Source organism: Rhodococcus sp. NPDC060176, from assembly GCF_042728675.1.
In the GTDB taxonomy this organism is placed as follows: domain Bacteria; phylum Actinomycetota; class Actinomycetes; order Mycobacteriales; family Mycobacteriaceae; genus Rhodococcus_F.
In genome coordinates, this window is record NZ_JBHWYS010000001.1 from 973,060 (window position 1) to 996,373 (window position 23,314).

Consider the following 23,314-nt stretch of genomic DNA (forward strand, 5'->3'; position numbering starts at 1 on the left):
TTTTTCATGTACCTATTGTCCGAGCAGGATGACCGGAACGTCCTCGGCGAAATCGACGACCAATACGCGACGCGAGAACAGCCAGGTGCCGTCGACCTTTTCGAAGCTGTCCTGGTAACGGATCTCGATCCGGTTGTCCCGGTGGCCGTCGCCCCTTGGATAGATGTGGTGAGCGGAGCAGTAGGCCTCACCGTGTGCGGTGGTGGGGCTGTCGAGGTCGAGGATCTGCTGCTCGACGATGTGCCGCGTCGAGTGCAGATGTGAGACGGCATCGACCACGGAACTGCTGACGACGGAGTTTCCACGTATCTCCGTCGGCGCATCGGTTCCGTTCAGTGCCGGCGGCAAGACGAATGCCGCATCGTCGGTGAAGAGAGCGGCAAGTGCGGTGGTGTTTCGGCGGTCGACGGCCTGTGCATACCTGGCGGCCAAGTCGGTGAGAGCGACGCGATCCGAGGAGTCCATGCGCATATCTCACCCTATGTGACGCCGCTCATGTTTCGGCTTCCCGCTCATCGAGACATTCACAGCGCCCACCTGGGCATCTGGTTAGCGTCCAGGCCAAGAGTTGCCAGCCATGAATGCCATAGGAGAAACAGCGATGGATCTGAGGGAATCGCCCGAGCAGCAGGAGCTCCGCAAGGAGTTGCGCGCGTACTTCGCGGCGCTGCTGCCGGAAGAGAAGCGTCGCGCGGCCGGCGAGCAAGGTGTGGGCGGCGAGTACTTCCGCGAGATCGTGAAGTTGCTGGGCAAGGACGGCTGGCTCGGCATCGGCTGGCCGAAGGAATTCGGTGGACAGGGACGCTCCATCGAGGAGCAGTTCGTGTTCTTCGACGAGGTTCAGCGCGCAGGACTGCCGTTCCCCTTCGTGACCGTCAACACCGTCGGCCCGACGTTGATGAAGTACGGCACCGAAGAGCAGAAGGAACGTTTCCTGCCCGGCATTCTGGCCGGCGACATAGTCTTCGCCATCGGATACACGGAGCCCGAGGCCGGCACCGACCTCGCGTCACTCAAAACTCGTGCGGTTCTCGACGGTGACGAGTGGATCGTCGACGGCAACAAGATCTTCACCAGTGGCGCCAATACTGCCGACTACGTGTGGCTGGCCTGCCGCACCGACTCGGATGCCCCCAAGCACAAGGGCATCTCGATCCTGATCGTCCCCACCGCGGACGCAGGCTTCGAGTGGTCACCGATCAACACTGTCGGCGGCTTGATGGTGACGTCCACGTACTACTCCGGAATTCGCGTCCCGTCGAAGGACGTTGTCGGTGAGGTCAACGGAGGCTGGCAGCTCATCACCGCGCAGCTCAACCACGAGCGAATCGGCCTGGCGGCCATCGGTGGCCGTACCTACGGTCTGTGGAACCTGGTCCTGGACTGGGCCAAGGAAAACGGCGCCATCGACATCCCCTGGGTCCAGCAGGATTTTGCGCGCACACACGCCAAGCTCGAGGCCATGCGACTGCTGAACTGGAAGATGACGGCCGCCGTCGCACAGGACACGCTCTCCGGGGCCGACGCCGGTGCCACCAAGACGTACGGCACCGAGACTCATGTCGACGTCTATCGCACCCTGCTCGGAATTCTCGGCTCCGCCGGACGCATCCGCCCCGAGTCCCCGGGCGCTTTGCTGGCCGGTCAGATCGAACAGATCTCGCGTCAGGGTGTCGTGAATACCTTCGGCGGCGGCGTCAACGAGGTTCTGCGTGACATGGTCGGCACCATCGGGCTCGGCTTGGTTCGCGAAAAGAGGGTCAAGTGAGCGACATTTCGGCGCAACTCGACGCTTTTGTCGGCCAGACTCTGGTTCCCACTACCTGGGGACCCGACGAGGTCAACATCCCCATGATCCGGCATTGGGCCGAGACCATGGGCGATACCAACCCCGTCTACCTCGACGACGACGCCGCCCGCGCCACCGGACGCGACGGCGTCGTCGCTCCCGCTCAGATGCTCCAGGTCTGGATCATGCGGACGTTCACCGACAAGATGGCGGGCAACGACCCGTCGCCGGTGTGGACCGATCTGATCGCCACCCTCGACGCAGCCGGTTACACCTCCGTCGTGGCCACCGATTCCGATCAGGAGTTCCTCACCGAACTGCGCCCGGGCGATCGTGTGAACTACACCGAGGTCATCGAATCGATCTCCCCGGAGAAGAAGACCGGTCTTGGCGTCGGGCACTTCGTCACGACGCTCAAGACCTACCGCAACGGTGACGACCAGGTTGTCGGCACCCAGCGGTGGCGGACGCTGCGGTTCAAGCCTCAGGAATCTGCTGCGCCCGAGGCTACTCGTGCGCTGCGTCCGCGTCCGGCTCTCAACGCGGACAACGCTTTCTGGTTCGAAGCAGCCAAGGAGCACCGTCTGGTGATCCAGCGCTGCACGTCCTGCAAGACGTTGCGTCATCCCACCGGCCCGATGTGCGGGGAGTGCCAGTCACTCGAGTGGGACACGATCGACGCGTCGGGCCGGGGCACGGTGTACAGCTTCGTGGTCAATCACCACCCCAAGATCGACGCGTTCGACTACCCACTGATCGTTGCGGTCGTCGAACTCGAAGAGGGAACCCGATTGATCGCCAACATGGTGGGCATCGCGCCCGAAGATGTCGTGGTCGACATGCCCGTGGAACTTGACTGGATCGACGCCGACCCGGATCTGACGCTTCCCGCGTTCCGGCCGGCCGTACGCGAGGAGCACTGATGGACTTCAATTTCAGCGAAGAGCAGGAAGCAATTCGCGCACTGGCCGACGAGGTCTTCACCAGCAAGGCGACGATCGAACGCACCAAGGAGATCGAACTCTCCACTGAGCGCGTCGACCGTGAACTGTGGCGTGAACTCGCGAGCACCGGGCTGCTCGGAATCGCACTGCCGGAGGAGTTCGGCGGCGGCGGGCTCGGATTGTCGGAGCTGTACGCGCTGCTCGAACAGCAGGGACGTCACGTTGCGGCCGTGCCGATCTGGGAGACGACCCTTGCGGCACTGGCTGTCAACGAATTCGGCTCAGATTCCCTTCGCGCCGAACTCCTTCCGGGAGTTGCCGATGGCAGTCGATTCCTGACCGTCGGTCTCGAAGAGTTCGGTCCGTACACGGGCGGCGACCCACTGACCACGGCTGAGCAAGATGCCGAGGGCAATTGGACCGTGACTGGTGAGAAGGCAGTAGTGCCGATGACTCACATCGCGAACCTCGCCCTCGTCTCGGCAACCACGTCCACCGGTACGGCATTGCTGCTGGTGGACCTCAGTGCCGAAGGAGTGACGCTCGAACAGACGCAGTCCACCAACTGGGAGATCTGTGCCAACGTCACCTTGGCCGGAACGCCGGCGCAACTCATCGGCGCGGCCGACGGAACCACGGTTCCGTGGCTGATCGACCGAGTCGAGCTGGCATTGGCCGCAATTCAATGGGGCGTCGGGTCGGGTGCAGTCGCGCAGGCCGTCACGTACCTGAACGGCCGCAAGCAGTTCGGCCGACCCCTCGCAACGTTCCAGGCGGTCAACCACCAGCTCGCCGATTGCTACATCGATCTCGAGGCAATGCGAGTGACACTGTGGCAGGCAGCCTGGCGCATTTCCGAGGGATTGGATCTCGGCACCTCGGTACTGGTCGCCAAGTGGTGGGCCACCGACGGCGGACAGCGCGTCGTGCATCGCACCACGCACGTCCACGGCGGCATGGGCGTCGACACCGACTACCCGGTTCACCGTCACCTGCTGTGGGGTAAGCAGATTGCCGCCACCCTCGGGGGTTCCAGCTCCGACCTCGCGCGACTGGGTGCGCAGCTCGCATCCGGTGTGGAGGTGCTCGCATGACCGTTCTCACCGGTCGCAGCTACGCGGACATCATGGTCGGAGAGGCATTGCCCGAGTTGGCAATCCCGCTGACGCGTACGTTGATCGTCGCCACCGCAATCGCCACCCGCGATTTCCAGGACGTGCACCACGACCCGAGCCTGGCCCAGGAGCGCGGCTCCAAGGATGTCTTCATGAACATCCTCACGAGCAACGGTCTCGTCGGTCGATACGTCACGGACTGGGCCGGATCTGCATCGACCCTGCGCCGCATCGCCATTCGTCTCGGCGCGCCCAACTACCCGGGTGACACCATGACGATGACCGGTGAGGTCGTGTCCAAGGAAGACGGAGTGGTCGTGGTCAAGGTGCAGGGTGCAAACAGCCTCGGCAACCATGCATCCGGCACCGTCGCAGTCGCTTTCAAGGAAGAGGAGAGGCCCTGATGGCGATCAGCCCACTCTCGGGTGCCGCTGCCATCGTCGGCATCGGATCCACCGAGTTCTCCAAGAACTCCGGCCGTACCGAACTGCAGTTGGCGTGTGAAGCCATCGTCGCGGCACTCGCTGACGCCGGTATCGACCCGTCCGAGGTCGACGGTCTGTCCACCTACACATCGGAGACCAACGGCGAAGCCATCGTGGCTCGCAACTGCGGCCTCGGTGAGCTCAAGTTCTTCTCGCGCATTCACTACGGTGGCGGCGCTGCGTGTGCCACGGTGCAACAGGCCGCTATGGCAGTTGCGACGGGTGTTGCCGACGTAGTGGTCTGCTACCGGGCCTTCAACGAGCGCTCCGGTGTGCGCTACGGCCTTGGCCAGCACGATCGACCCATGGACAGCACGGCCGACCGCGCTGCATATGCGTGGATGACTCCTCAGGGATTGTCGACTCCCGCTCAGTGGGTCGCGATGTTCGCCCGTCGATACATGCACCAGTACGGTGCGACGAGTGAGGACTTCGGACGAGTTGCAGTGGTGGCGCGCAAGCACGCCGCCAACAACCCGGCTGCTTGGTTCTACGAGCGTCCGATCACGCTCGAGGACCATCAGAACTCGCGGTGGATCGCCGAGCCGCTGCACCTGCTCGACTGCTGCCAGGAAACCGACGGCGGCCAGGCGCTGGTCATCGTCTCTGCCGAGCGCGCAAAGGATCTGGCCAACAAGCCCGTCGTCATCAAGGGCGCCGCTCAGGGCAGTAGCAAGGATCAGCACATGATGACCAGCTACTACCGTCCTGACATCTCCGGTATTCCGGAGATGGGCCTGGTTGCTCGTCAGCTGTACGGCCAGAGCGGCCTGACCCCTGATGACATCAACGCAGCGATCCTGTACGACCACTTCACCCCGTTGGTGCTTCCCCAGCTCGAAGAACTGGGCTTCTGCAAGCCAGGCGAGGCCAAGGACTTCATCCGCGAAGGCAACCTCGAGATCGGTGGACGCCTGCCGTCCAACACTCACGGTGGTCAGATCGGCGAGGCATATCTGCACGGCGTCAACGGAATTGCCGAAGGTGTGCGATTGGTCCGAGGCACGTCGACCAACCAGCCCGAGGGCGTCGAAAACGTATTGGTCACAGCCGGAACAGCAGTACCCACCAGCGGTCTCGTTCTCGGCGCTGGTTGAGAGAGGAAAAGACAGTGACAACTTCGGAAGCTGCGAAGACCGCCGGCGATTGGCGCGGAGCCGATCTCGGGACCCGCACCGTCTCGTACACCGAGCGCGACGCGATCCTGTACGCACTTGCCTTGGGCGCCAAGGCAACCGAGCTGGACCTCGTCTTCGAGGATCAGCTTCGGGTACTGCCGACCTTTGCTCTGACGCTGGCGCAGTGGGCCCCTGACGCGCTGGGGTCAGCGGGAGCCTTCGACACCAAGACGGCGCTCCACGGCTCGCAAGAGCTGAAAGTGCTTGCCCCGCTTCCGCGTAGCGGTGACGTGACCTTGACGGCTTCGGTCGGCGAGGTGTGGGACAAGGGTGCGGCTGCGGTGTTCGAGGTCAGGGTGGAGTGCGAATACTTCGTCGCGACCTGGTCACTTTTTGCTCCCGGTGCCGGTGGATTCGGCGGAGAACGTGGACCCTCACGTCCGGCGGAGCCGACGGGCGAGCCTTCGCTCACCGGTGTGCTGACCACCGCGGAGAATCAGACAGCGATGTACCGCCTGCTGGGCGACAAGCACCACATCCACATCGATCCCGAGGCTGCGGCGCGGATCAACCAGCCGCGTCCGATCATGCACGGACTGTGCACGTTGGCCGCCAGCACGCTCGAACTCGCTCGGGTCGCCGGAGTGCATCCGGCAGACCTCGTCAGCCTCGACGGCCGATTCGCTGCGGCAATCCATCCGGGTGAAGCGCCGTCCATCGTTGCGTGGGGAACTCCCGACGACCTGGCGTTTCAGGTCAATAAGGGTGATCAGGTGGCGATTTCCGGTGCACGAGTGAGCTTCTCCACTCACTAGTCCCTCCATACTCAACTGCGGGGTGCTTGACCTCTCGTCGCACCCCGCAGTTGTTCGCACGAAGAAAGCAGCCCCTGAGCGCATTCGCTCAGGGGCTGCTTTGTGAGTGATTCAGTCCTGATGGGTCGCCATGTAGCGAGCCGGGTATTCGCCGCCGCCGTGGACGGCGATGTCGGCACCGTTCACGTACGAGGAGAGTGGGCTCGCCAGGAACAGGCAGGAGTTGGCGATATCGGTCGGCACGGCCATACGCTCCATCGGAATGGTCCTGGTGACAGCAGCGCCGCCGTCGGCACCGTAGACCTCGGCGGCTGCCTCCGTGCGGATCAGGCCCGTGGTGATGTGGTTGATCCGGACCTTGGGCGCCCATTCGAGGGCCAACGCCTTGGTCAGGACGAGGAGGCCCGCCTTGGCTGCGCTGTACGCCGCGGTTCCGGGCTGCGGATCGATTGCCGAGACGCTGCCGATGTTGATGATGGCACCGCCGTCGTCCTGCGTCTGCATCACTGCGTTGGCAGCCTGGGCAACGTTGAAGGGCGCCAACAAGTTCAGTGCCACGATCTTCTCGACGAAGCGGGGCGACACCGTCGCAGCATCGGCGTCGGGGGAGCCGCCGGCGTTGTTGACGAGGACGTCCAGACGGCCGAAGCGCTCGACGGCGTCCTGGACGAGGGCTGCGGCGTCGGCGGGGTCACGGACGTCCGTGGCGCGAAATGCTGCGCTACGACCGTCGGCCGTGGGCAGAGTTTCGGGTTCGTTGCGGCCACAGACCAGCACGTTCGCACCCGCGGCGAGGAAGGTTTCGGCGATGACGAAGCCGATGCCTTTGGTGCCGCCGGTGACGATCACCGAGCGTCCGCTGAAATCGACGGGGTTGGGCAGTGTCACGGTGGAGCCTTCCTGGTGCAGTGCCGAGCTGAATTGCCGCCCAATGTGATTGACGCGACACGGTCGCACACCTTAGGGTCAAGCAAGTGCTTGGTTGTTTTGTAGGTCGAGTGTAGACGACAAACACCGGCAGTCACCAGAATCGACCGGTCGCTCTCGCAAAAGGGCCCCGCACGTCGACGGACATTGGAGTAGTCACATGGGCAAGCTCGAAGGCAAAGTCGCACTCATCACGGGTGCGGGTCAGGGAATCGGGCAGGGGATCGCCCTGGCCTTGGCCAAAGAGGGCGCCGTGATCGCCGTTGCCGGCCGTACCGAATCCAAGTTGCACACCACCTGCGGACTGCTGGCTGACATCGGTGCACGCGGAGAGGCAGTGGTCTGCGACGTCAGCAAGAGGGACGACATCACCGCCGCCGTGGACCGTACCGTCGAACTGTTCGGCGGAATCGACATCCTGGTCAACAACGCCAACGACTGTAAGCCCGGCCCGCTCTTGAGCGTGCTCGACGAAGACTTCGAGCGTTCCTTCGCGACGGGCCCACTCGCCACCCTGCGCATGATGCAGGCGTCGTACCCGCACATGAACAGTCGAGGGGGCGGCGTCATCATCAACATGGTCACCTCGGCGGCCGTGCGCTGGGACGCCAGCAACTACGGCGCCTACGGGTCCATCAAAGAAGGAATGCGCTCGTTGACCCGCGCCGCAGCCTGCGAATGGGGCAAGGACAACATTCGAGTTCTCAACGTCGCCCCGCACGCCAAGACCCCCGCGTTGCAGTGGTGGATGGACAAGAATCCGGAAGAAGCGGCGGCTTTTGTCGCGGGTATCCCGCTGGGTCGCGTCGGAGATCCCGAGACCGACATCGGTCGTGCCGTCGTCTTCCTCGTCAGCGAAGACGCCGGGTACCTTACGGGCGCAACGATCCCGCTCGACGGCGGTCAGTCGCGCTGGGGCTGACCGCCGTCGACTCGGTCAGGTCATCACGGCGCCGCCGTCGACGGCAATCGTCTGCCCGGTGACGTTGCGAGCCTTGTCGCTGAGCAAGAACGCGACCATTTCGGCGATGTCTCCGGGCGTCTGGGCTCGACCCATCGGAACCATCTGGGCGACAAAAGAATCGAAGACGTCAGCATCGGAAACATCTGCGAGCGAGGGATCGCGTCGGCGCAGTTCCTTGATGGTTCGAAGCCACATGTCGGTGAGGATCAGTCCGGGCATGACGGTGTTCGAACGGAGTCCTCGAGTCGCGCCGATCCTGGCGACGCTGTGACTCATCTCGATCACGGCGGCCTTCGACGGTCCGTAGTGCGCGAGCATGTCACCGCCCAAGCGGGCACCGATCGACGCGATGTTGACGATCGCTGCCGGACCCTCGGTTCTACTCACGAATTCGCGGCACATCAGGAAGCTGCCCTTGGTGTTCACTGCAAAGGTGTTGTCCCACTGGTCTTCGGTGATCTCGAGGAACGGCGTGAAGACGCCGATGCCGGCACCGTTGACGAGCGCAGTCGGACTTCCGATCGACGCAGCCACGTCGAACGCGTTCTTGACGTCACCTTCACGCCGAACGTCGCATCGAGCCGTGTGGACTTCCACACCAAGGCTTTCCAGGCGTGCTGCGGTGTCGTCGAGCGCAGCCTCTTCGATGTCGAGGAGAAGCAGGGTGCCGAAGTCCTCGGCAAGGCGCTCGGCAATAGCGGCGCCCAACCCGGCAGCTGCGCCGGTGACAATGGCTACGGGCGCGCTCACGGCAGGTGCGTTTCGAGCAGTGGGGCAAGCAGTTCGGCTGCGCGCGCCGCCGTGATGACCTCGCTCGGGTCCACCTTGGTCACGACTTTCGAAGCAGAATCTTCGTAGACATGCTCACCGATGAGTCGCCCCTGCTCGTCGTACGGCCAGACGAATGCCAAGGTCCGACGCACGAGATACCAACCGTCGGGGTCGATATCCGAGGGTTGTTCGGGGTCGGGGGCGGTGGGCGTGGATCCACCCGATTCGTGCACCGCGCCGAACACCCCGTCTCCCAGAATCGATCCTGGGACGAATTGACTGAAGAGGGTCTCACCCGAGAACCCGCTGTCGGAGACCGCGAAGTCGGACTGTCCGGTCCACATGACAAGGGTGTCCGTCTCGGCGAGTGACTGGTAGAAGTTGGTGACGGCGTCCATACCGTCCAGAACAATCGACTGCCCGTCTTCGAACAACCGGTAGACGGGTTCTTCGACGGTCATGTCGGGCGAGAGGATTTCCTTGTAGCGACCGGAGACCTCGAGCAACGCGTGGCGCCGGTAGTTTCGGAGGATCTTCTGGTGCCGCGGATTGTCGATGGTTTCCAATTGCTTTTCGACGCCATCCATCATGTGGACGAATTCGTGCTCGTACTTGCTCATCACATCTCCTGGTTTCGCAGATTCGGCGGGCTGTCCGGATCTGCGCCAACTGTGACCTGGCGAGGCATTCGCTGTATATGTAGAACTTCGTTCGACAATTGCCGGTTTGCTTAACTCTGCTGTTCAGATATCGTGATGGTCATCACTTTGTCGGTTAGCGACCGCCGAAAACAACCGAATGGACGGTAATGAAGAAGACGAGAAGAGGCGAAGATCTGAATCTGCGCTTGGTGTCCTCATTGCTCGTCGTCGTGACGGAAGGGCACTTCGGGCGAGCAGCAGATCGGCTGTTCGTCACCGCGCCCGCCCTCAGTCAGCAGATTCGCCGACTCGAGGAACAGGTGGGTGTCGAGTTGGTTGATCGCAGTTCGCACCCGGTGGTGCTCACCGCCGCGGGCGAGGTGTTTGTCGCGGATGCGCGACCCGCTCTCGATTTCGCCATTCGCGCGATGAACGGACTCGATGCGCTCGAGCGTCGGCGGGCCCGGAGATTGAGGATCGGATTCATCAATGGGGCTGCTGGAAGTTTGGGGCGTGCGGTGATCGATTCGTTGCACGCGGAGGTGGAACTGGTCCAATTGGATTGGTCCCAACAGGTTTCGGCGGTAGCGAGCGCGACCGTCGACGCGGCATTCGTGCGTCCACCGCTGCCGGTGCTCGACGGTGTGGTGCTCGAACGGATCGGCGTCGAGCCGCGGGTTGTGGCCCTGCCCCGGGGGCACCGGCTGGCGGGCCGTACGAGCATCGAGATTTCTGAAATAGATGGGACAGTGCAGGTTTCGAGTGACGGCGCACCACCCGAATGGGTGAAATGGTGGTCGGTGGACCCACGCCCCAGTGGTGTGCCCGTCCGGTACGGCCCCTCTGTCCGCACGATGGACGAAGCGCTCGAGGTTGTCGCCAACGGTCGAGCGGTGGTGATAACGGCAGCAACGATCGCCGAGTACTACACCCGCTCGGATATCAGTTTCGTGCGAATCTCCGACATCGAGCAATGTTCGATCGATCTGTGTACCCGCGAGGGCGACAGCAGTCCGGCAGTGATCGAGCTACGCAAAGCTGTTTCAGCCCTCGGTGCCGACAGGTGATTGCCGTGTCCTGATGTGATGCGCATGTACTCGGATGAAATGCGCATTCTTGCCGTCTTCGTTTTAGTCGGTTAGACTAAAACTATGAAAACGATCAGCACGGCACTTGAAATCGTCGAGGCAGCACGAGTTTCGGCCGATGTGTTCGGAGGAGTCTCCAGTGATCTCGACTCCCGCCGTGCTGCACAGCGTCGTTTTCATCGGCTTGCCTCCGCCATTCATCCGGACCGGGTGAAGCCCGAAGATCGGGTGCGGTACTCGGCCGCGGCGTCCCGATTGAACGAGCTTTACCGGAGTTGGACGGCGGAGTCCGAGCCGGCGGATTCTCGGCCCGCTTATATCGGAGAGCGGGGAGAGTACGCGTTCGGTGGACTGGTAGCGCGCGGGTCGGTCGCCAACCTGTACCGGTCCGATGCCGGTGTCGTACTCAAGATTCCGCGAAATCCTCGGGCGAACTCGATGATCGAGGCCGAACGGAATGTGTTGACGGACATCGAGAATTCGTCCGACGTCGGTTGGGCAGCCCCGTACTTCCCGCGGTTGATCGATCGAATCACCCATGTGGACAGCGGCACGAGGCGTCAGATCGACGTGCTCGACGATCTGACTGAAGGTTTTGTGAGTCTTGCTGACGTTCGTGCCGCATATCCAGGTGGCCTCGATCCACGGGACTGGGCCTGGATGCACCGACGGCTACTTCGGGCTCTAGCGGCAGCGCACGCTACTGGTTGGGTGCACACCGCGATCACTGCGGACAACGTGCTGATCGAGCCTGATCGGCATGGGGTGGTGCTGGTGGGCTGGTCGTTTGCCACCCGTGCGGGCAGTCGCCCGGTGGCGACGATCGGTTCCGATCGTGATTCCTACCCACCGGAACTCGGCGAAGCAGTTTCGTCGGCTTGGGACATCTACATGGCTCATCGCTTGATGCTCCGAATGCTGGGCGAGCAGACCCACGAACGGATGAGGGCGTTTGCAAGCGGCTGCATGCAGGACAACCCCAGACTGCGTCCCGACGCGATCGATCTACTGGGTGAGTTCGACGAACTCCTCGATCTTCTCTATGGCCAGCGGACATTTCGTCCGTTCGCCGTTCCCTCCACGAAAGGACAGTGATCACCATGGGCTACGGATACTGGGATGACAACACGTATTTGGCGGGCAAGACTTTTCGTGCCGCGCGTGGGGTCGACGACTTCGGCTACACCGATTCGCTCCGGTCGCGTCCGCGGAGCAGTTGGAAAGCGGACCCGACGCTCGACCCCTTCGGCGTCGACAAGCGTGAGTGCCGAGATTCGGACGGGCACCCCGATTCGCTGCCGATAGCAGTGCTTTTCGATGTCACCGGTTCGATGGGTGCGGTCCCTCGCATCATGCAGGACAAGCTCGGGAAGCTGCACGGACTGCTGCAACGCAAAGGATATGCCGACGATCCGCAGATTCTGTTCGGCGGTATCGGCGACGCGGATTCCGACCGGGTGCCACTGCAAGTCGGGCAGTTCGAGTCGGGAAACGCGATGGACGAGCAGCTTCGAACCATCTTCCTCGAGGGCAACGGTGGTGGTCAGAAGTCGGAAAGCTATGAATTGGCAGCATATTTCATGGCGCGCCACACCAGTACGGATGCCTGGGAGAAGCGGGGACGGAAAGGCTACCTCTTCATCATCGGCGACGAGTTGAACAAGCCGCGGCTCTCGGCTCGTCACATCCGTTCGGTGATCGGTGACAAGGTTCGCCAGGACGTATCGGTGCCGTCGATCTACCGTGAACTCGAAGAAAGATGGAACGTCTACTTCGTTCTGCCAGATCAGTCGTCGTACTTCAACGATCCGGAAATCGCGGATCACTGGAAGAAGTTGCTCGGTGAACGCTTCGTCAAACTCGACGACCCCGCCGCAGTGTGCGAATTGATCGCGCTGACGGTCGGAATCGGCGAAGATCGCATCGATTTGCGCGACGGACTGACGGATCTCCGCGACATCGGTTCCACGGCTGAAGCGGAGACCGTCGGAAAGGCCCTGGCTGTGATTCCACGACGTACCACTGCAACGGTGGCCGGGTTGCCCCGTGACCTCGGAACCGGCACGGACGACGTCGATTTCGTCTAGAAGGAGGAAGTCTGTGAACGCTTTCGAAGGTCGTGACGTCGTCGTCGTGGATCTCGGATTCGGCGACGCGGGGAAGGGAGCAACAGTCGACTGGCTGTGCTCCGAGCAAGCCGATCTCGGTGTGGCCGCCGTGGTTCGGTTCAACGGCGGAGCGCAGGCAGCGCACAACGTGATCGTCGGCGAGCGGCACCACACGTTTTCGCAGTTCGGCTCGGGTACGTTGTCCGGTGTCCCGACGTTTCTCTCGAGATTCGTGTTGGTCGAGCCCATCGAGCTCGCCCGGGAGGCGCGCGCCCTGGAGTCGATCGGAGTTCGAAGCCCGTTCGACCTGATACGTATCGACGCGCGCGCATTGTTGACGACGCCGATTCATGTCGCAGCCAACAGAGCCCGCGAGGATGCTCGCGGCGGCCACCGGCACGGCTCGTGTGGCAAGGGGATCGGTGAGACTGCGGCGTATGCGCTGGGCCACAGTGCGCCGACGGTGGGGGACTGCTTGCGGCCGGATTCCTTGCGTTTCAAGTTGTCGGCGTTGGCAGCCCACTACGGACCGTTGATCGCGGAGAGCCGCCACGGGTTTCCACCGATCGACGACATGGTCGACATGTACAGGGAATTCGGAGCTGTCGTAGACATTGCCGGCCCGGGCGCACTGGGCGGGTTGAGTGCCGGTGGTCGTCTGGTATTCGAGGGAGCGCAAGGCGTCCTTCTCGACGAGTGGCGGGGGTTTCACCCACACACCACGTGGTCGACAGTCGAGCCGTCCAATGCGCGAGCGATGATCGACGAGTTGGGTCGGGACAGTTACGTACTCGGTGTCACCCGCACATACATGACACGACACGGAGCTGGACCGTTCCCGACCGAGGATCCGGATCTGGCGAAGGTGTTGCCAGAGCTGCACAACGGGGCCGGTGAGTATCAAGGTGGATTCCGGATGGGTCACCTCGACGAGTTGTTGTTGCGCTACGCAATCGAGGCGAGCGGCGGTGTCGACGGATTGGCGCTGACTCATCTCGATGCGATGGATCGTGCGCGGGCCGCCGGCACCCCGATCCACGGAGTGCAGGCGTACGAAGGACTGTCATCCGTTCCCGTCGGGGAGTGGAAGGATCTCGATCACCAACAGGCGCTGACAGATTTCTTGAAAGCCGTAGGGGTTGTGCCGAAGGAACTTCCGGCCGACCCGGACGATTTCGCCTGGTATCTGAGCGAGGAAATGGGGGCGCCGGTGGTTCTGACCGCGGACGGTGCCGACCGGGCCGATCGCCAGGTGCGATGCCCAGTGCCTGCATGATGGATGGTGTGGACCAGTCACTTGTCTCGATCGATGTCATTGCGCTCCGGTTCGGCAATCCGGAGCCTGGGATGTTGCGATTTGCCGTCACGCCGCGGCAAGCGGAGCCGTACACCGGGCAGTTGGCGCTGCCCGGTGTACTGCTGGGCGCCGGTGAGCGGTTGCAGGACGCCGCCAGGCGGGCGGTGACCACCAAGCTCGGAATTCCGGACGGGAAGGTCCTCGCCAGCGGGCAATTGACCGTGTTCGACGAGCCCAATCGCGACCCACGCGGGCCGACGCTCTCGGTGACCATGTGGGCAGTGATCTCGTCTGACGAGGTGCCGAATTCAGCCGAGTGGGTGAGCTGGGACAACCCGGGGGACCTTGCGTTCGACCACAATCGGATAGTCGCCGATACCCGCCCGATCCTTGCGGACACCCTGTTGTGGCGAGATCAGGCTTTCACGCGTGCGCTGCTGGGACCGTCGTTCCCGGCGTCGTACGCGCTGGCCGTGGCGGAGGAACTTTCCGGTGAGCGTCCGGACCCGGGCAACTTGAACCGGACGCTCAAAGCGTTGCCAGGGCTGGAACGTACGGACGAACGAGTCCGGGTCAGTGCCACCGGGCGACCCGCGGTGGTCTGGGCGTGGACCGAAAACAGCTGACCTACCTCAGAAGTTGCCCCGCGCGGCCTGCTCACGCTCGATCGCTTCGAACAGGGCTTTGAAGTTTCCCAGTCCGAATCCCAGTGAGCCGTGGCGTTCGATGATCTCGAAGAACACGGTGGGACGATCTCCGATCGGCTTGGTGAAGATCTGAAGAAGATAGCCGTCCTCGTCGCGGTCGACGAGGATGCCTCGCTTCTGCAATTCCTCGATCGGAACTCGAACCTCTCCGATACGCGCGCGCAGTTCGGGATCCTCGTAATACGAAGCCGGAGTGGAGAGAAACTCGATTCCTTCGTCGACCAGAGCGTCGACTGCTCCGAGGATGTCGTTGGTCGCAAGTGCGAGATGCTGAGCGCCGGGACCTTGGTAGAACTCGAGGTACTCGTCGATCTGTGACCGCTTCTTCGCGATGGCAGGTTCGTTGAGTGGGAACTTGACTCGGTGATTGCCGCTCGAGACGACCTTGCTCATCAGCGCGGAGTAGTCGGTGGCTATGTCGCCGCCCACGAACTCGGCCATGTTGGTGAATCCCATGACCCGGTTGTAGAAGTCGACCCACTGGTCCATCTTGCCCAGTTCGACGTTTCCGACGACGTGGTCGAGGGCCTGGAAGATTCGCTTGGGCGCGCCGTCACGCTTGCGGTACGACGAAGTCCGTTCGACGTATCCGGGAAGGTAAGGGCCGGTGTAGCGGGAACGGTCGACGAGGGTGTGCCGAGTCTCGCCGTACGTAGCGAGGGTGGCCAGGCGAACGGTGCCGTGCTCGTCGGTGACGTCGTGCGGTTCGCTCAGCACCGTCGCACCTTGGGTGATCGCGTGCGCGATGCACTTGTCCACGTCGGGGACGCTGAGCGCGATGTCGCGGATGCCGTCGCCGTGACGGCTGTGATGCGCGATCAACTCGCTTGCCGGATCCACAGCACCTTTGACGACAAAGCGCACGGCACCGCTCTTGAGTACAAACGCGTGGTGGTCGCGGTTTCCGGTGGACGGACCCGAATACGCCACCAATTCCATGCCGAATGCGGACTGGAAGAAATGTGAAGTCTGCGTGGCGTTTCCGACGATCCATTCGAGGCCGTCCCAACCACTCACCGGGAAGGGATCGTGATCGCTGTCGTACTCGACCAATCCGACCAACTGGCGTAATTGCTCCAGATCCAGGCCGGCCAACTGTTCGTCGTCGGTGAGAGTCTGTTCGACGGTCATGATGAGTCCCCTCTGAGTGCGAAGTACACAGTGCGGTGCTCGAGTTATGTTCGGCACTGCCAGTACAAACAGATAAGTCCTTCAAAGGTTGGGTAGTCAACGGAGGTAGTTGAAAGTAGACATAGCGCCGGAATCCGAAGATTATGGCACTGTTTTATAGGCAATATGCATAGTTGAATGACGAGTGGAGCAGACGTGAATCTCGACGCAGTGGATCTGGCTCTGTTGGACGCGATGAACAAGCACCCGCGTGCCGGTGCTTTGGAGCTCTCGCGTCAGGTCAAGGTTGCCCGGGCGACGGTGCAGGCGAGACTGAAAAGGATGGAAGATGCAGGCGTCATCGCCGGGTATGCCCCGCACATCAACTTGGCTGCAGCGGGTTTCGGGGTGCAGGCATTCGTGACTTTGCAGATCGCACAGGGGGCGCTCGACACCGTCACCACCGAACTCGAAGCCATACCTGGTGTTCTCGAAGCCTTTGCCACTACTGGCTCCGGCGACGTGCTGTGCCGGATTGCCGCTGCTTCGCACGAGGATTTGCAGGCGACTCTGCTCGAACTGAACCGGTCGGGGGTAGCCACTCGCTCGACCAGCGTCATGGTTCTCTCGGTTGTGGTGCCGCTTCGGTCGATGCCCCTACTTCAGACTTTGCAGTCGAAGCAGACGACCAAGGCTCCGGCGTATCGACACGACGGTTAGTCCCGCTGACGGCCCGGAGCCCAGAATCCGAGGACGATCGCGGATACCCACATGATCGCGGCGAGTGTGAGCGCTCCTTGGTCCATGCCTTTGATGAAGGCGTCACGGGCGAATTCGGCCAATTGTGCGCCTTGCGGTCCGGCTGCTTCGGCGACGTGAAGTGCAGCGGCCAGGGAGCCGGATACCGGCTCCTTGGCGGGTTCGGGCAGCAAATCGACCGCGGGCTGAACATGATTGCCGTACCCGGCGGCTAGGATGCTTCCAGCGAGTGCGACGCCGATGGCAGAGCCGATCTCGCGGGTCGCGTCGTTGACTGCTGATGCAACGCCCTGTTTGGAGTCTGGTGCATTGGAGACGATGGCAGCAGTTGCTGGGGTTGTCGACAAACCCAATCCAATGGCGGCCACTACCAAGGGAACACAGACTTCGGCATAGGTCGAACTGGCATCCAAGCGCGTGAGGAGTGCAATTCCGGTTCCGAGGAAGGCGACTCCGGTTGCGGTGAGGGCGCGTAGACCGATACGCGGAATCAGCAGGGGCGCAACCACGGACAGGGCCATCACCGGCACGGCGATCGGCATGAGGGCTAGCGCCGATTGCAGAGGAGAGTAGTCGAGCACCAGTTGCAGATACTGCACGATCAGAAAGAACAGGCCGAAGGTCGCCAGGAACTGCAGTGTCAGTGACGCTGCGCCACTGCCGAATGCGCGGTTGGCAAACAGCCTGACGTCCAGCAGTGGATGGAGAGTGCGTAATTCGACCCAGCTGAAGACTGCCGTCATGGCAATTCCGCCGATCAGCAGAGCAAGGACCACCGGATCGAGCCAACCACGGGCGGGTGCCTCGATCATCCCCAGGACGAACAGTCCGATCGAGCCTGCGATCAGTGCGGTGCCTGGAAGATCGAGTGGAGTTGCCTCCGCGTCCTTCGACGTCACGATCGTGAACGACACCACGAGGATCAGGACGGAGACGACGGCCAGGCTGACGAATATCGAATGCCACGACCATTTTTCGAGGAGCAGGCCGGAGACGACCAGTCCGGCGATTGCACCCGAACCAGCCACTCCGGACCAGACTCCGACCGCGCGGGCACGCTGGGCCGGCGGAAAACCTGCGGTGAGCAAGGACAATGTCGCGGGCATGACAAATGCGGCGCCGACGCCGGAGATCACTCGGGAGACGATGATCCACGACGGTTCGTCCGCGAAGACCGGAATCGACGAGCCGGCGGCAAAAACGAGTAGTCCGAACATGAGAAGTTCGCGTCGACCGTAACGATCGCCGAGCGCGCCCGCCGGCAACAGGAGACATGCCAGTGTGAGCGTGTACCCGTCTACGATCCACGTGAGCTGGCTCTGTGTTGCACCGGTATCGCGGGCCAAGTCGGGAAGGGCCGTGTTGAGCGCGGCCATCGCTGCGACGACCAGTGCGACAGCGCAGCACGCGACCGTCAGCATCCAGATCTGTCGGATGGTCCACGAGGACTGTTCGAGCGTCGTATCGCTACTCACGAAACCTCCCGATTGAAACAAGACCATCAGTATCGTTACAAGAACGGCAGTTCCACAACCCCAAGTGGGTATAACTGAAGTTGTGACGGTGGGAATCGACAAGCAGGAGATCGATCAGCGGGTCAGCGACGAGGATCCGCGCAAACAACGATCCCGGTCCAGGTTGCTCGACGCGGCGACCAAGCTGCTCGCAGAGGGCGGCGTGGACGCGGTGACGATCGATGCCGTCACCAAGTTGGCCAACGTCGCACGTGCGACGTTGTATCGCCATTTCGACAGTGGCACCGAGTTGCTCGCCGCGGCATTTGCTCGCCTGTTACCTCCGGTGCCGGAGATGTCCGGTGAAGGCGACCTCCGCGCGCAGTTGCTCGAGTTGTTGACCAGTCAGGCCAAGGCCATCGAAAGCGCACCGATCCAGGTGACGGCGATGTGCTGGCTCGGCTTGGGGCCGGAACTGAAGGGCTACTCGAGCGTCGACGCCTTGTCCACGGACAAGCCCGAATTGCGATCACTGCGACAGACGGTCTTCGAGCAGTACCGGCATGCGTTCGATCGGATCCTGCGCTCGCCGGAGGCAATCGACGCGTTGGGCGAGTACGACTACGACGTCGCGCTTGCACAGTTGGTCGGCCCGTTGGTGCTCACCAAACTGGCGACGCTGACGCCTCTCGGGGAGGCCGCGTGCGAGCAGATCGTGGACGATTTTCTGGTCGCACGCGGGGTGTCGAGCTGACTCACGGCTCCAGATTGCGTCGTAGAACGTACTGTTCGAGCCTGTCGATTCCGCGCACTCGCCGCGGACGAAGGTGCCGCAGTTTGAAATTGGCGTCCGAGCCGAGCTGGTTGGCCAACTCGGAATCGATCAGCACGGTGCCGGGACGAGCGGAACTGGTCAGGCGCGCGGCCTTGTTGACCACAGAACCGTAAAGATCTCCGAAGCGAACCAACGTCGGACCCATGGCCAGACCGACCCGAAGCTGTGGATCGTCGTGATCGGCGAGGACGGCTTGCTGGATCTGCAAAGCGATCTCGGCGGCGTGGTGGGGACTTTCGGCGGCAAACATGACTTCGTCACCGACGGTTTTGACCACCCAGCCGTAGTTGCGCCCGATGATTTCGGTGGACGCCGACTCGAACCGCTCGAGCAGATCGTTGAGTTCGGCGGAGTCGAGGCCGCGGGTCAGCGAGGTGTACCCCACGATGTCGGCGAAACCCACGACCAGAACACGACTCGCGACTTCTTCGCCGGGGTTTCCGACGTTGCGGCCCGTCGAGGAGGCGACGTGACGCTTCCAGACGTACGTCTGCAGGGATTCGACCGCGGGGATGATCTCGGCGCCGAGGCTCAAAACGATCTTCCGGATCGCTTCGGGCTCGTGATCCGCCGAGTCGGCGAGCTGATCGATGATGTGGGTGCTGATCAGCGAGACCTGCCACTCAGCCAACCTCGACATCGACTGCCCGAGTGAGCGGGCGGCAGCCACCTCGCTGCTCTGCGAGATGACTCCTCGATTCACCATGTCGATGATCGTCTTGAGGGCGTTCGCGTCCTGCTGGGTGAACATGACTGCGTCGGGATCCTCGTCGACTGCAAAGCCCATCGCGACCCACAAACGATCGGCACGCTCGCGTGTTACACCGGCGAATTCCGCGATCTGCGACTGAGTGAAGCAACGGGGCCCGCCGAGGAGAGACTCCTCGATGTCGGCTTGAATTCGGCTGAGCAGGTGAGCATCCACGTCGACCGGATCAGCAGTGTGAGGTTCGGCAACGAGAGATTCAGCAGAGGCGGGTTCGGTGACCTCGTCGATCCACTCTGACTCCGAACTGCTCACCGTGCTCCTTCTTGCCGCAACGAATTACTGTCCACCATCTTCCACGCGGTGCCCCGAGAACAGTACTGAATCGGCCGAACCGCCTCCGAATCCTCGGGCTCAGTCGGGCGGTGAGAGCGAACACGTCGGTGGCTTGTGCAAGAGTTGCCCCGAGAAAAGCACTATCGATACTGAAATGCACCACATTCTTCTGAAAGGACTTGCGCATGCCACCCCGTAGACGTTCCGGCGCTGCCGCATCAACGCCGGATCACCTCACTGCGGAAAATCTGGCAGCGCTCGCCACGGCTGTCGCCGAAGGTAAGCGCGCCACCGTCTATCTGCGCGAGGCAACCCCCAGCTTGGGGATCGAAGCCGGCACCTCGGCGAAAGTCGTGTCGGTGGACGGCAATACCGTGCTCATCCGTCCCAAAGGCGTCAACGACGAATTGCCTTTCGAAGCAGAAGAATTGCGCATCAACCGTGTGTCCGCGTCACCGGCCAAACCGGCCCCGCGACCCAAACCAGTTGTGGAGTCCGAACCCCTTATGGAGCCACTCGTAGAACCCGTTCGGCCCAAGCCGCGGGCGCAGCCTGCACCCGCTCCGGTACCGACTACCACTGCTGCCCCTGCCGCGACACCTCGCCCGGCCGTCAAGCGTGCGAAGAAACTGCCGGCCGGCATCAGCGTCACCATCCATGCGGGCGCGGACAACGACTGGAGCGTGACGGTCACACAGGGCGCGAAGCGTCCGGGCAAAGCGGTTCCGGTTGCACCCGACGCAGTCGAGCGAGCTGTCCGCGAGTTGGGCGAGCCCACCGCCATCGAGGCCGTCGAGTCCATCATCGTCGCTGCGCGAGACATGGCTGCAGCGCGAGTCGACGAGTTGAGTCGTCAGCTAGAGGAGGCGCGCAAGATGCTCGAAGCGCTCGGAGCTACCGACTAGAAACGCTGCGTAGGTCCGCACTTTCCGGGGTATGCGTTTTTTGCAGCGGGGAGATTACCGGCGGAGAGATTGTGATGTTGCAGCGAATTGTTTCGGCTCTGGCAGCGTTGGTCTTGGCACTCGGACTCGGGTTCATCGTCAGCAGTAACGCGGTTGCTGCACCCACGCCCATGGGTGGTGGTTCGGGCATCATCATCGACAATCAGCTGGTCTGTACCTTGACCACCATCGGTCATGACAACGGCGGCAGACTTGTGGGCATTACCGCTGGTCACTGCGGTGGTCCTGGATCGTTCGTGATCCCGGAAAGCAACGAGGACGCGGGCGTGGTCGGCACGTTCGTCGAGTCGAACCCGGAGTTGGACTACGGGGTCATCCAGTTCGATCCGGGCAAGGTCACACCAGTTCGGACGGTGGGCGCGGCCACCATCACGTCGATCGGCGCTCCGGCCAGCTTCCCGGCCACAGCCTGCAAGGAAGGCCGCACGACCGGCACCACCTGCGGCGTCGTCTGGGGAGACCTGAGCGCCGACGCATCCACCTGGACTCAGATCTGCGTCGACCACGGTGATTCGGGAGCTCCGGTCACGGTCGGCACGACACTGGTCGCGATGGTGAACGCCTATCTCTGGGTGCCGTGCCTGGGGCCGGAACTCGGCACCAACATGACCTCCATCGTGGACACGATCAATGCCCACGGCGGAGTTGGCGCCGAGTACCGGCCCATCTAGCAGCGAGCTGGGATCAGCCGCACACTGCTCCACCCGAGGCTGATCCCACGAGCTTGGAGTACTTGGCCAGCACACCACGCGTGTAGCGAGGCGGCAACGGCTCCCAGCCCTTCCTGCGGGCTTCCAATTCGGAATCGTCGACCAACAATTCGAGTTGTCCGGTGCCCACGTCGAGCCGGATCTGATCGCCGTCGCGAACGAACGCGATGGGACCGCCGTCGACGGCCTCGGGCGCAACGTGTCCGACACACAGGCCGGTGGTGCCGCCGGAGAATCGTCCGTCCGTCAGTAGCAGGACGTCCTTGCCGAGACCCGCACCCTTGATCGCGCCCGTGATCGCCAGCATCTCGCGCATTCCGGGGCCACCCTTCGGGCCCTCGTAGCGGATGACGACAACGTCACCACCAGTGATGGTTCCGTCTTCGAGTGCGTCCATTGCGGCGCGCTCGCGTTCGAAAACCCGTGCAGTTCCGATGAATACGTCGGATTCGAAACCTGCCGACTTGACGACTGCGCCGCCGGGAGCGAGCGACCCCTTCAGGATCGTGATGCCTCCGGTCGGGTGAATGGGCTTGTTCATCGCCCGCAGAACCTTGCCGTCGGGATCGGGCGGGGTGATGTGCGCCAGATTCTCCGCCACGGTCTTGCCGGTGACGGTCAGGCAATCTCCGTGCATGAGTCCGGCGTCGAGCAATGCCTTCATGATGACGGGGACGCCGCCGATACGGTCGACGTCCGTCATGACGTGCTTTCCGAAAGGCTTGACGTCGGCGAGGTGCGGGACCTTTGCGCCGACGCGAGCGAAGTCGTCGAGCGTCAGCGGGACGTACGCTTCGTGCGCGATCGCGAGGAGATGGAGCACCGCATTGGTGGAACCGCCGAAAGCCATGACCACCGCGATGGCGTTTTCGAATGCTTCCTTGGTGAGGATGTCCCTGGCGGTGATGCCTCGACGCAGGAGCTCGACCACGGCTTTGCCGCTTTCGCGGGCGAATCCGTCACGGCGACGGTCCGGTGCGGGCGGTGAAGCGCTGCCGGGCAGCGACATTCCCATGGCCTCGGCGGCGCTGGCCATCGTGTTTGCGGTGTACATGCCGCCGCACGCACCTTCGCCCGGGCAGATCGCTCGTTCGATGGTGTCGACGTCGGCGCGGCTCATCAGTCCGCGCGAGCAGGCGCCAACCGCCTCGAACGCGTCGATGACGGTGACTTCGCGCTCGCTGCCGTCGGAAAGCTTGGCGACGCCGGGGAGAGTGGAACCGGCGTAGAGAAATACGCTGGCCAGGTCGAGGCGGGCCGCCGCCATCATCATGCCGGGCAACGACTTGTCACACCCGGCAAGAAGAACCGATCCGTCGAGGCGTTCGGCCTGCATGACGGTCTCGACGCTGTCGGCGATCACCTCGCGAGAGACGAGGGAAAAATGCATGCCCTCGTGACCCATCGAAATGCCGTCGGAGACGGAGATCGTGCCGAATTCGAGGGGGAATCCGCCGGCCTCCCGCACGCCCTCTTTGACGGCTTTTGCCAGGCGATCGAGGGACAGGTTGCACGGCGTGATCTCGTTCCAGGACGAGGCGACGCCGATTTGCGACTTGACCCAGTCGTCGTCGCCCATTCCTACTGCACGCAACATGCCGCGCGCTGCGGTCTTTTCGAGTCCGTCGGTGACGTCACGACTTCTGGGCTTGATGTCGGGTTCGGTCATT

Annotated in this window: 24 protein-coding genes; 16 read left to right on the top strand and 8 right to left on the bottom strand. The window is 62.8% G+C overall.

What is annotated here, in order from left to right:
• Nucleotides 1-12 precede the first annotated feature (12 nt).
• The gene (locus tag ACFWEM_RS04650; protein ID WP_378531547.1) at nt 13-471 is read right to left on the bottom strand and encodes a nuclear transport factor 2 family protein; all 459 of its coding nucleotides are present in this window, start codon (nt 469-471) and stop codon (nt 13-15) included.
• Between the two features lie 130 nt (nt 472-601).
• Between ACFWEM_RS04650 and ACFWEM_RS04655 the strand changes: the two genes are divergently transcribed.
• Genes ACFWEM_RS04655 through ACFWEM_RS04680 form a run of 6 tightly spaced genes read left to right on the top strand, consistent with a single transcriptional unit; the run spans nt 602 to nt 6,266 of the window.
• Nucleotides 602-1,768: an acyl-CoA dehydrogenase family protein gene (locus ACFWEM_RS04655; RefSeq protein WP_378531549.1), complete on the top strand. Its 1,167-nt coding sequence runs from the start codon at nt 602-604 to the stop codon at nt 1,766-1,768.
• Nucleotides 1,765-2,712, top strand: coding sequence for a MaoC family dehydratase N-terminal domain-containing protein (locus tag ACFWEM_RS04660; protein ID WP_378531551.1), 948 nt, complete (start codon nt 1,765-1,767; stop codon nt 2,710-2,712). The genes ACFWEM_RS04655 and ACFWEM_RS04660 overlap by 4 nt, the downstream gene beginning before the upstream one ends.
• Nucleotides 2,712-3,827 (top strand): acyl-CoA dehydrogenase family protein, encoded by a 1,116-nt coding sequence (locus ACFWEM_RS04665; protein ID WP_378531553.1) that lies wholly within the window; start codon nt 2,712-2,714, stop codon nt 3,825-3,827. Before ACFWEM_RS04660 ends, ACFWEM_RS04665 begins: the two co-directional genes overlap by 1 nt.
• Complete coding sequence (locus ACFWEM_RS04670) at nt 3,824-4,252, top strand: MaoC family dehydratase (protein WP_378531555.1); 429 nt, start codon at nt 3,824-3,826, stop codon at nt 4,250-4,252. Before ACFWEM_RS04665 ends, ACFWEM_RS04670 begins: the two co-directional genes overlap by 4 nt.
• Nucleotides 4,252-5,430, top strand: a complete 1,179-nt coding sequence (locus ACFWEM_RS04675; RefSeq protein WP_378531557.1) for a lipid-transfer protein — start codon at nt 4,252-4,254, stop codon at nt 5,428-5,430. Before ACFWEM_RS04670 ends, ACFWEM_RS04675 begins: the two co-directional genes overlap by 1 nt.
• Nucleotides 5,431-5,444: 14 nt before the next feature.
• A complete protein-coding gene (locus ACFWEM_RS04680) occupies nt 5,445-6,266 on the top strand; it encodes a MaoC/PaaZ C-terminal domain-containing protein (RefSeq protein WP_378531559.1) in 822 nt (273 codons plus the stop codon).
• A 111-nt stretch (nt 6,267-6,377) separates the two neighbouring features.
• On the opposite strand, the gene ACFWEM_RS04685 is transcribed toward ACFWEM_RS04680, so the two are convergent.
• The gene (locus ACFWEM_RS04685) at nt 6,378-7,154 is read right to left on the bottom strand and encodes an SDR family oxidoreductase (protein ID WP_378531561.1); all 777 of its coding nucleotides are present in this window, start codon (nt 7,152-7,154) and stop codon (nt 6,378-6,380) included.
• A 199-nt stretch (nt 7,155-7,353) separates the two neighbouring features.
• Here ACFWEM_RS04685 and ACFWEM_RS04690 point away from each other — a divergent pair, with 199 nt between their 5' ends.
• A complete protein-coding gene (locus tag ACFWEM_RS04690; protein ID WP_378531563.1) occupies nt 7,354-8,115 on the top strand; it encodes an SDR family NAD(P)-dependent oxidoreductase in 762 nt (253 codons plus the stop codon).
• Between the two features lie 15 nt (nt 8,116-8,130).
• On the opposite strand, the gene ACFWEM_RS04695 is transcribed toward ACFWEM_RS04690, so the two are convergent.
• Together ACFWEM_RS04695 and ACFWEM_RS04700 are read right to left on the bottom strand one after the other, a co-directional pair.
• Nucleotides 8,131-8,907 (bottom strand): SDR family NAD(P)-dependent oxidoreductase, encoded by a 777-nt coding sequence (locus tag ACFWEM_RS04695; protein WP_378531566.1) that lies wholly within the window; start codon nt 8,905-8,907, stop codon nt 8,131-8,133.
• Nucleotides 8,904-9,548, bottom strand: a complete 645-nt coding sequence (locus tag ACFWEM_RS04700; RefSeq protein WP_378531568.1) for a hypothetical protein — start codon at nt 9,546-9,548, stop codon at nt 8,904-8,906. Before ACFWEM_RS04700 ends, ACFWEM_RS04695 begins: the two co-directional genes overlap by 4 nt.
• Before the next feature lie 188 nt (nt 9,549-9,736).
• Here ACFWEM_RS04700 and ACFWEM_RS04705 point away from each other — a divergent pair, with 188 nt between their 5' ends.
• From ACFWEM_RS04705 to ACFWEM_RS04725, 5 genes are all read left to right on the top strand, one after another.
• Nucleotides 9,737-10,636: a LysR family transcriptional regulator gene (locus tag ACFWEM_RS04705; protein WP_378531569.1), complete on the top strand. Its 900-nt coding sequence runs from the start codon at nt 9,737-9,739 to the stop codon at nt 10,634-10,636.
• A gap of 84 nt (nt 10,637-10,720) precedes the next feature.
• Nucleotides 10,721-11,752 carry a hypothetical protein gene (locus ACFWEM_RS04710; RefSeq protein ID WP_378531571.1) on the top strand — a complete coding sequence of 344 codons (1,032 nt, stop codon included), beginning with the start codon at nt 10,721-10,723 and terminating at the stop codon, nt 11,750-11,752.
• Between the two features lie 5 nt (nt 11,753-11,757).
• Nucleotides 11,758-12,744, top strand: a complete 987-nt coding sequence (locus tag ACFWEM_RS04715; protein ID WP_378532745.1) for a hypothetical protein — start codon at nt 11,758-11,760, stop codon at nt 12,742-12,744.
• 13 nt (nt 12,745-12,757) lie between these two features.
• Nucleotides 12,758-14,041, top strand: coding sequence for an adenylosuccinate synthetase (locus ACFWEM_RS04720; protein WP_378531573.1), 1,284 nt, complete (start codon nt 12,758-12,760; stop codon nt 14,039-14,041).
• Nucleotides 14,038-14,688: an NUDIX domain-containing protein gene (locus ACFWEM_RS04725; protein WP_378531575.1), complete on the top strand. Its 651-nt coding sequence runs from the start codon at nt 14,038-14,040 to the stop codon at nt 14,686-14,688. The genes ACFWEM_RS04720 and ACFWEM_RS04725 overlap by 4 nt, the downstream gene beginning before the upstream one ends.
• Before the next feature lie 6 nt (nt 14,689-14,694).
• On the opposite strand, the gene hppD is transcribed toward ACFWEM_RS04725, so the two are convergent.
• On the bottom strand, nt 14,695-15,900 hold the full coding sequence (hppD, locus tag ACFWEM_RS04730) for a 4-hydroxyphenylpyruvate dioxygenase (RefSeq protein ID WP_378446760.1): 1,206 nt from the start codon (nt 15,898-15,900) through the stop codon (nt 14,695-14,697).
• A gap of 177 nt (nt 15,901-16,077) precedes the next feature.
• Between hppD and ACFWEM_RS04735 the strand changes: the two genes are divergently transcribed.
• Complete coding sequence (locus tag ACFWEM_RS04735) at nt 16,078-16,599, top strand: Lrp/AsnC family transcriptional regulator (RefSeq protein WP_378531577.1); 522 nt, start codon at nt 16,078-16,080, stop codon at nt 16,597-16,599.
• Here the strand turns inward: ACFWEM_RS04735 and ACFWEM_RS04740 are convergent.
• Nucleotides 16,596-18,140, bottom strand: a complete 1,545-nt coding sequence (locus tag ACFWEM_RS04740) for an MFS transporter (protein ID WP_378531580.1) — start codon at nt 18,138-18,140, stop codon at nt 16,596-16,598. The genes ACFWEM_RS04735 and ACFWEM_RS04740 overlap by 4 nt on opposite strands.
• Before the next feature lie 55 nt (nt 18,141-18,195).
• Here ACFWEM_RS04740 and ACFWEM_RS04745 point away from each other — a divergent pair, with 55 nt between their 5' ends.
• The gene (locus ACFWEM_RS04745) at nt 18,196-18,846 is read left to right on the top strand and encodes a TetR/AcrR family transcriptional regulator (protein ID WP_378531582.1); all 651 of its coding nucleotides are present in this window, start codon (nt 18,196-18,198) and stop codon (nt 18,844-18,846) included.
• Nucleotide 18,847: 1 nt separating this feature from the next.
• Here the strand turns inward: ACFWEM_RS04745 and ACFWEM_RS04750 are convergent, their stop codons facing one another.
• Complete coding sequence (locus ACFWEM_RS04750) at nt 18,848-19,852, bottom strand: adenylate/guanylate cyclase domain-containing protein (protein ID WP_317552319.1); 1,005 nt, start codon at nt 19,850-19,852, stop codon at nt 18,848-18,850.
• Nucleotides 19,853-20,154: 302 nt separating this feature from the next.
• Between ACFWEM_RS04750 and ACFWEM_RS04755 the strand changes: the two genes are divergently transcribed.
• The gene (locus ACFWEM_RS04755; protein ID WP_378531584.1) at nt 20,155-20,874 is read left to right on the top strand and encodes a DUF6319 family protein; all 720 of its coding nucleotides are present in this window, start codon (nt 20,155-20,157) and stop codon (nt 20,872-20,874) included.
• Between the two features lie 74 nt (nt 20,875-20,948).
• Complete coding sequence (locus ACFWEM_RS04760) at nt 20,949-21,605, top strand: S1 family peptidase (protein WP_378531586.1); 657 nt, start codon at nt 20,949-20,951, stop codon at nt 21,603-21,605.
• A gap of 13 nt (nt 21,606-21,618) precedes the next feature.
• On the opposite strand, the gene ilvD is transcribed toward ACFWEM_RS04760, so the two are convergent.
• On the bottom strand, nt 21,619-23,313 hold the full coding sequence (gene ilvD, locus ACFWEM_RS04765; RefSeq protein ID WP_378531588.1) for a dihydroxy-acid dehydratase: 1,695 nt from the start codon (nt 23,311-23,313) through the stop codon (nt 21,619-21,621).
• Nucleotide 23,314: the final 1 nt, after the last annotated feature.

Coding starts and splice junctions, on each gene's coding strand:
- ACFWEM_RS04650 (WP_378531547.1), bottom strand. CDS start 471: ATGCGCATGGACTCCTCGGATCGCGTCGCTCTCACCGACTTGGCCGCC.
- ACFWEM_RS04655 (WP_378531549.1), top strand. CDS start 602: ATGGATCTGAGGGAATCGCCCGAGCAGCAGGAGCTCCGCAAGGAGTTG.
- ACFWEM_RS04665 (WP_378531553.1), top strand. CDS start 2,712: ATGGACTTCAATTTCAGCGAAGAGCAGGAAGCAATTCGCGCACTGGCC.
- ACFWEM_RS04670 (WP_378531555.1), top strand. CDS start 3,824: ATGACCGTTCTCACCGGTCGCAGCTACGCGGACATCATGGTCGGAGAG.
- ACFWEM_RS04675 (WP_378531557.1), top strand. CDS start 4,252: ATGGCGATCAGCCCACTCTCGGGTGCCGCTGCCATCGTCGGCATCGGA.
- ACFWEM_RS04690 (WP_378531563.1), top strand. CDS start 7,354: ATGGGCAAGCTCGAAGGCAAAGTCGCACTCATCACGGGTGCGGGTCAG.
- ACFWEM_RS04700 (WP_378531568.1), bottom strand. CDS start 9,548: ATGAGCAAGTACGAGCACGAATTCGTCCACATGATGGATGGCGTCGAA.
- ACFWEM_RS04705 (WP_378531569.1), top strand. CDS start 9,737: ATGAAGAAGACGAGAAGAGGCGAAGATCTGAATCTGCGCTTGGTGTCC.
- ACFWEM_RS04710 (WP_378531571.1), top strand. CDS start 10,721: ATGAAAACGATCAGCACGGCACTTGAAATCGTCGAGGCAGCACGAGTT.
- ACFWEM_RS04715 (WP_378532745.1), top strand. CDS start 11,758: ATGGGCTACGGATACTGGGATGACAACACGTATTTGGCGGGCAAGACT.
- ACFWEM_RS04725 (WP_378531575.1), top strand. CDS start 14,038: ATGATGGATGGTGTGGACCAGTCACTTGTCTCGATCGATGTCATTGCG.
- hppD (WP_378446760.1), bottom strand. CDS start 15,900: ATGACCGTCGAACAGACTCTCACCGACGACGAACAGTTGGCCGGCCTG.
- ACFWEM_RS04735 (WP_378531577.1), top strand. CDS start 16,078: ATGACGAGTGGAGCAGACGTGAATCTCGACGCAGTGGATCTGGCTCTG.
- ACFWEM_RS04740 (WP_378531580.1), bottom strand. CDS start 18,140: ATGGTCTTGTTTCAATCGGGAGGTTTCGTGAGTAGCGATACGACGCTC.
- ACFWEM_RS04755 (WP_378531584.1), top strand. CDS start 20,155: ATGCCACCCCGTAGACGTTCCGGCGCTGCCGCATCAACGCCGGATCAC.
- ACFWEM_RS04760 (WP_378531586.1), top strand. CDS start 20,949: ATGTTGCAGCGAATTGTTTCGGCTCTGGCAGCGTTGGTCTTGGCACTC.
- ilvD (WP_378531588.1), bottom strand. CDS start 23,313: ATGACCGAACCCGACATCAAGCCCAGAAGTCGTGACGTCACCGACGGA.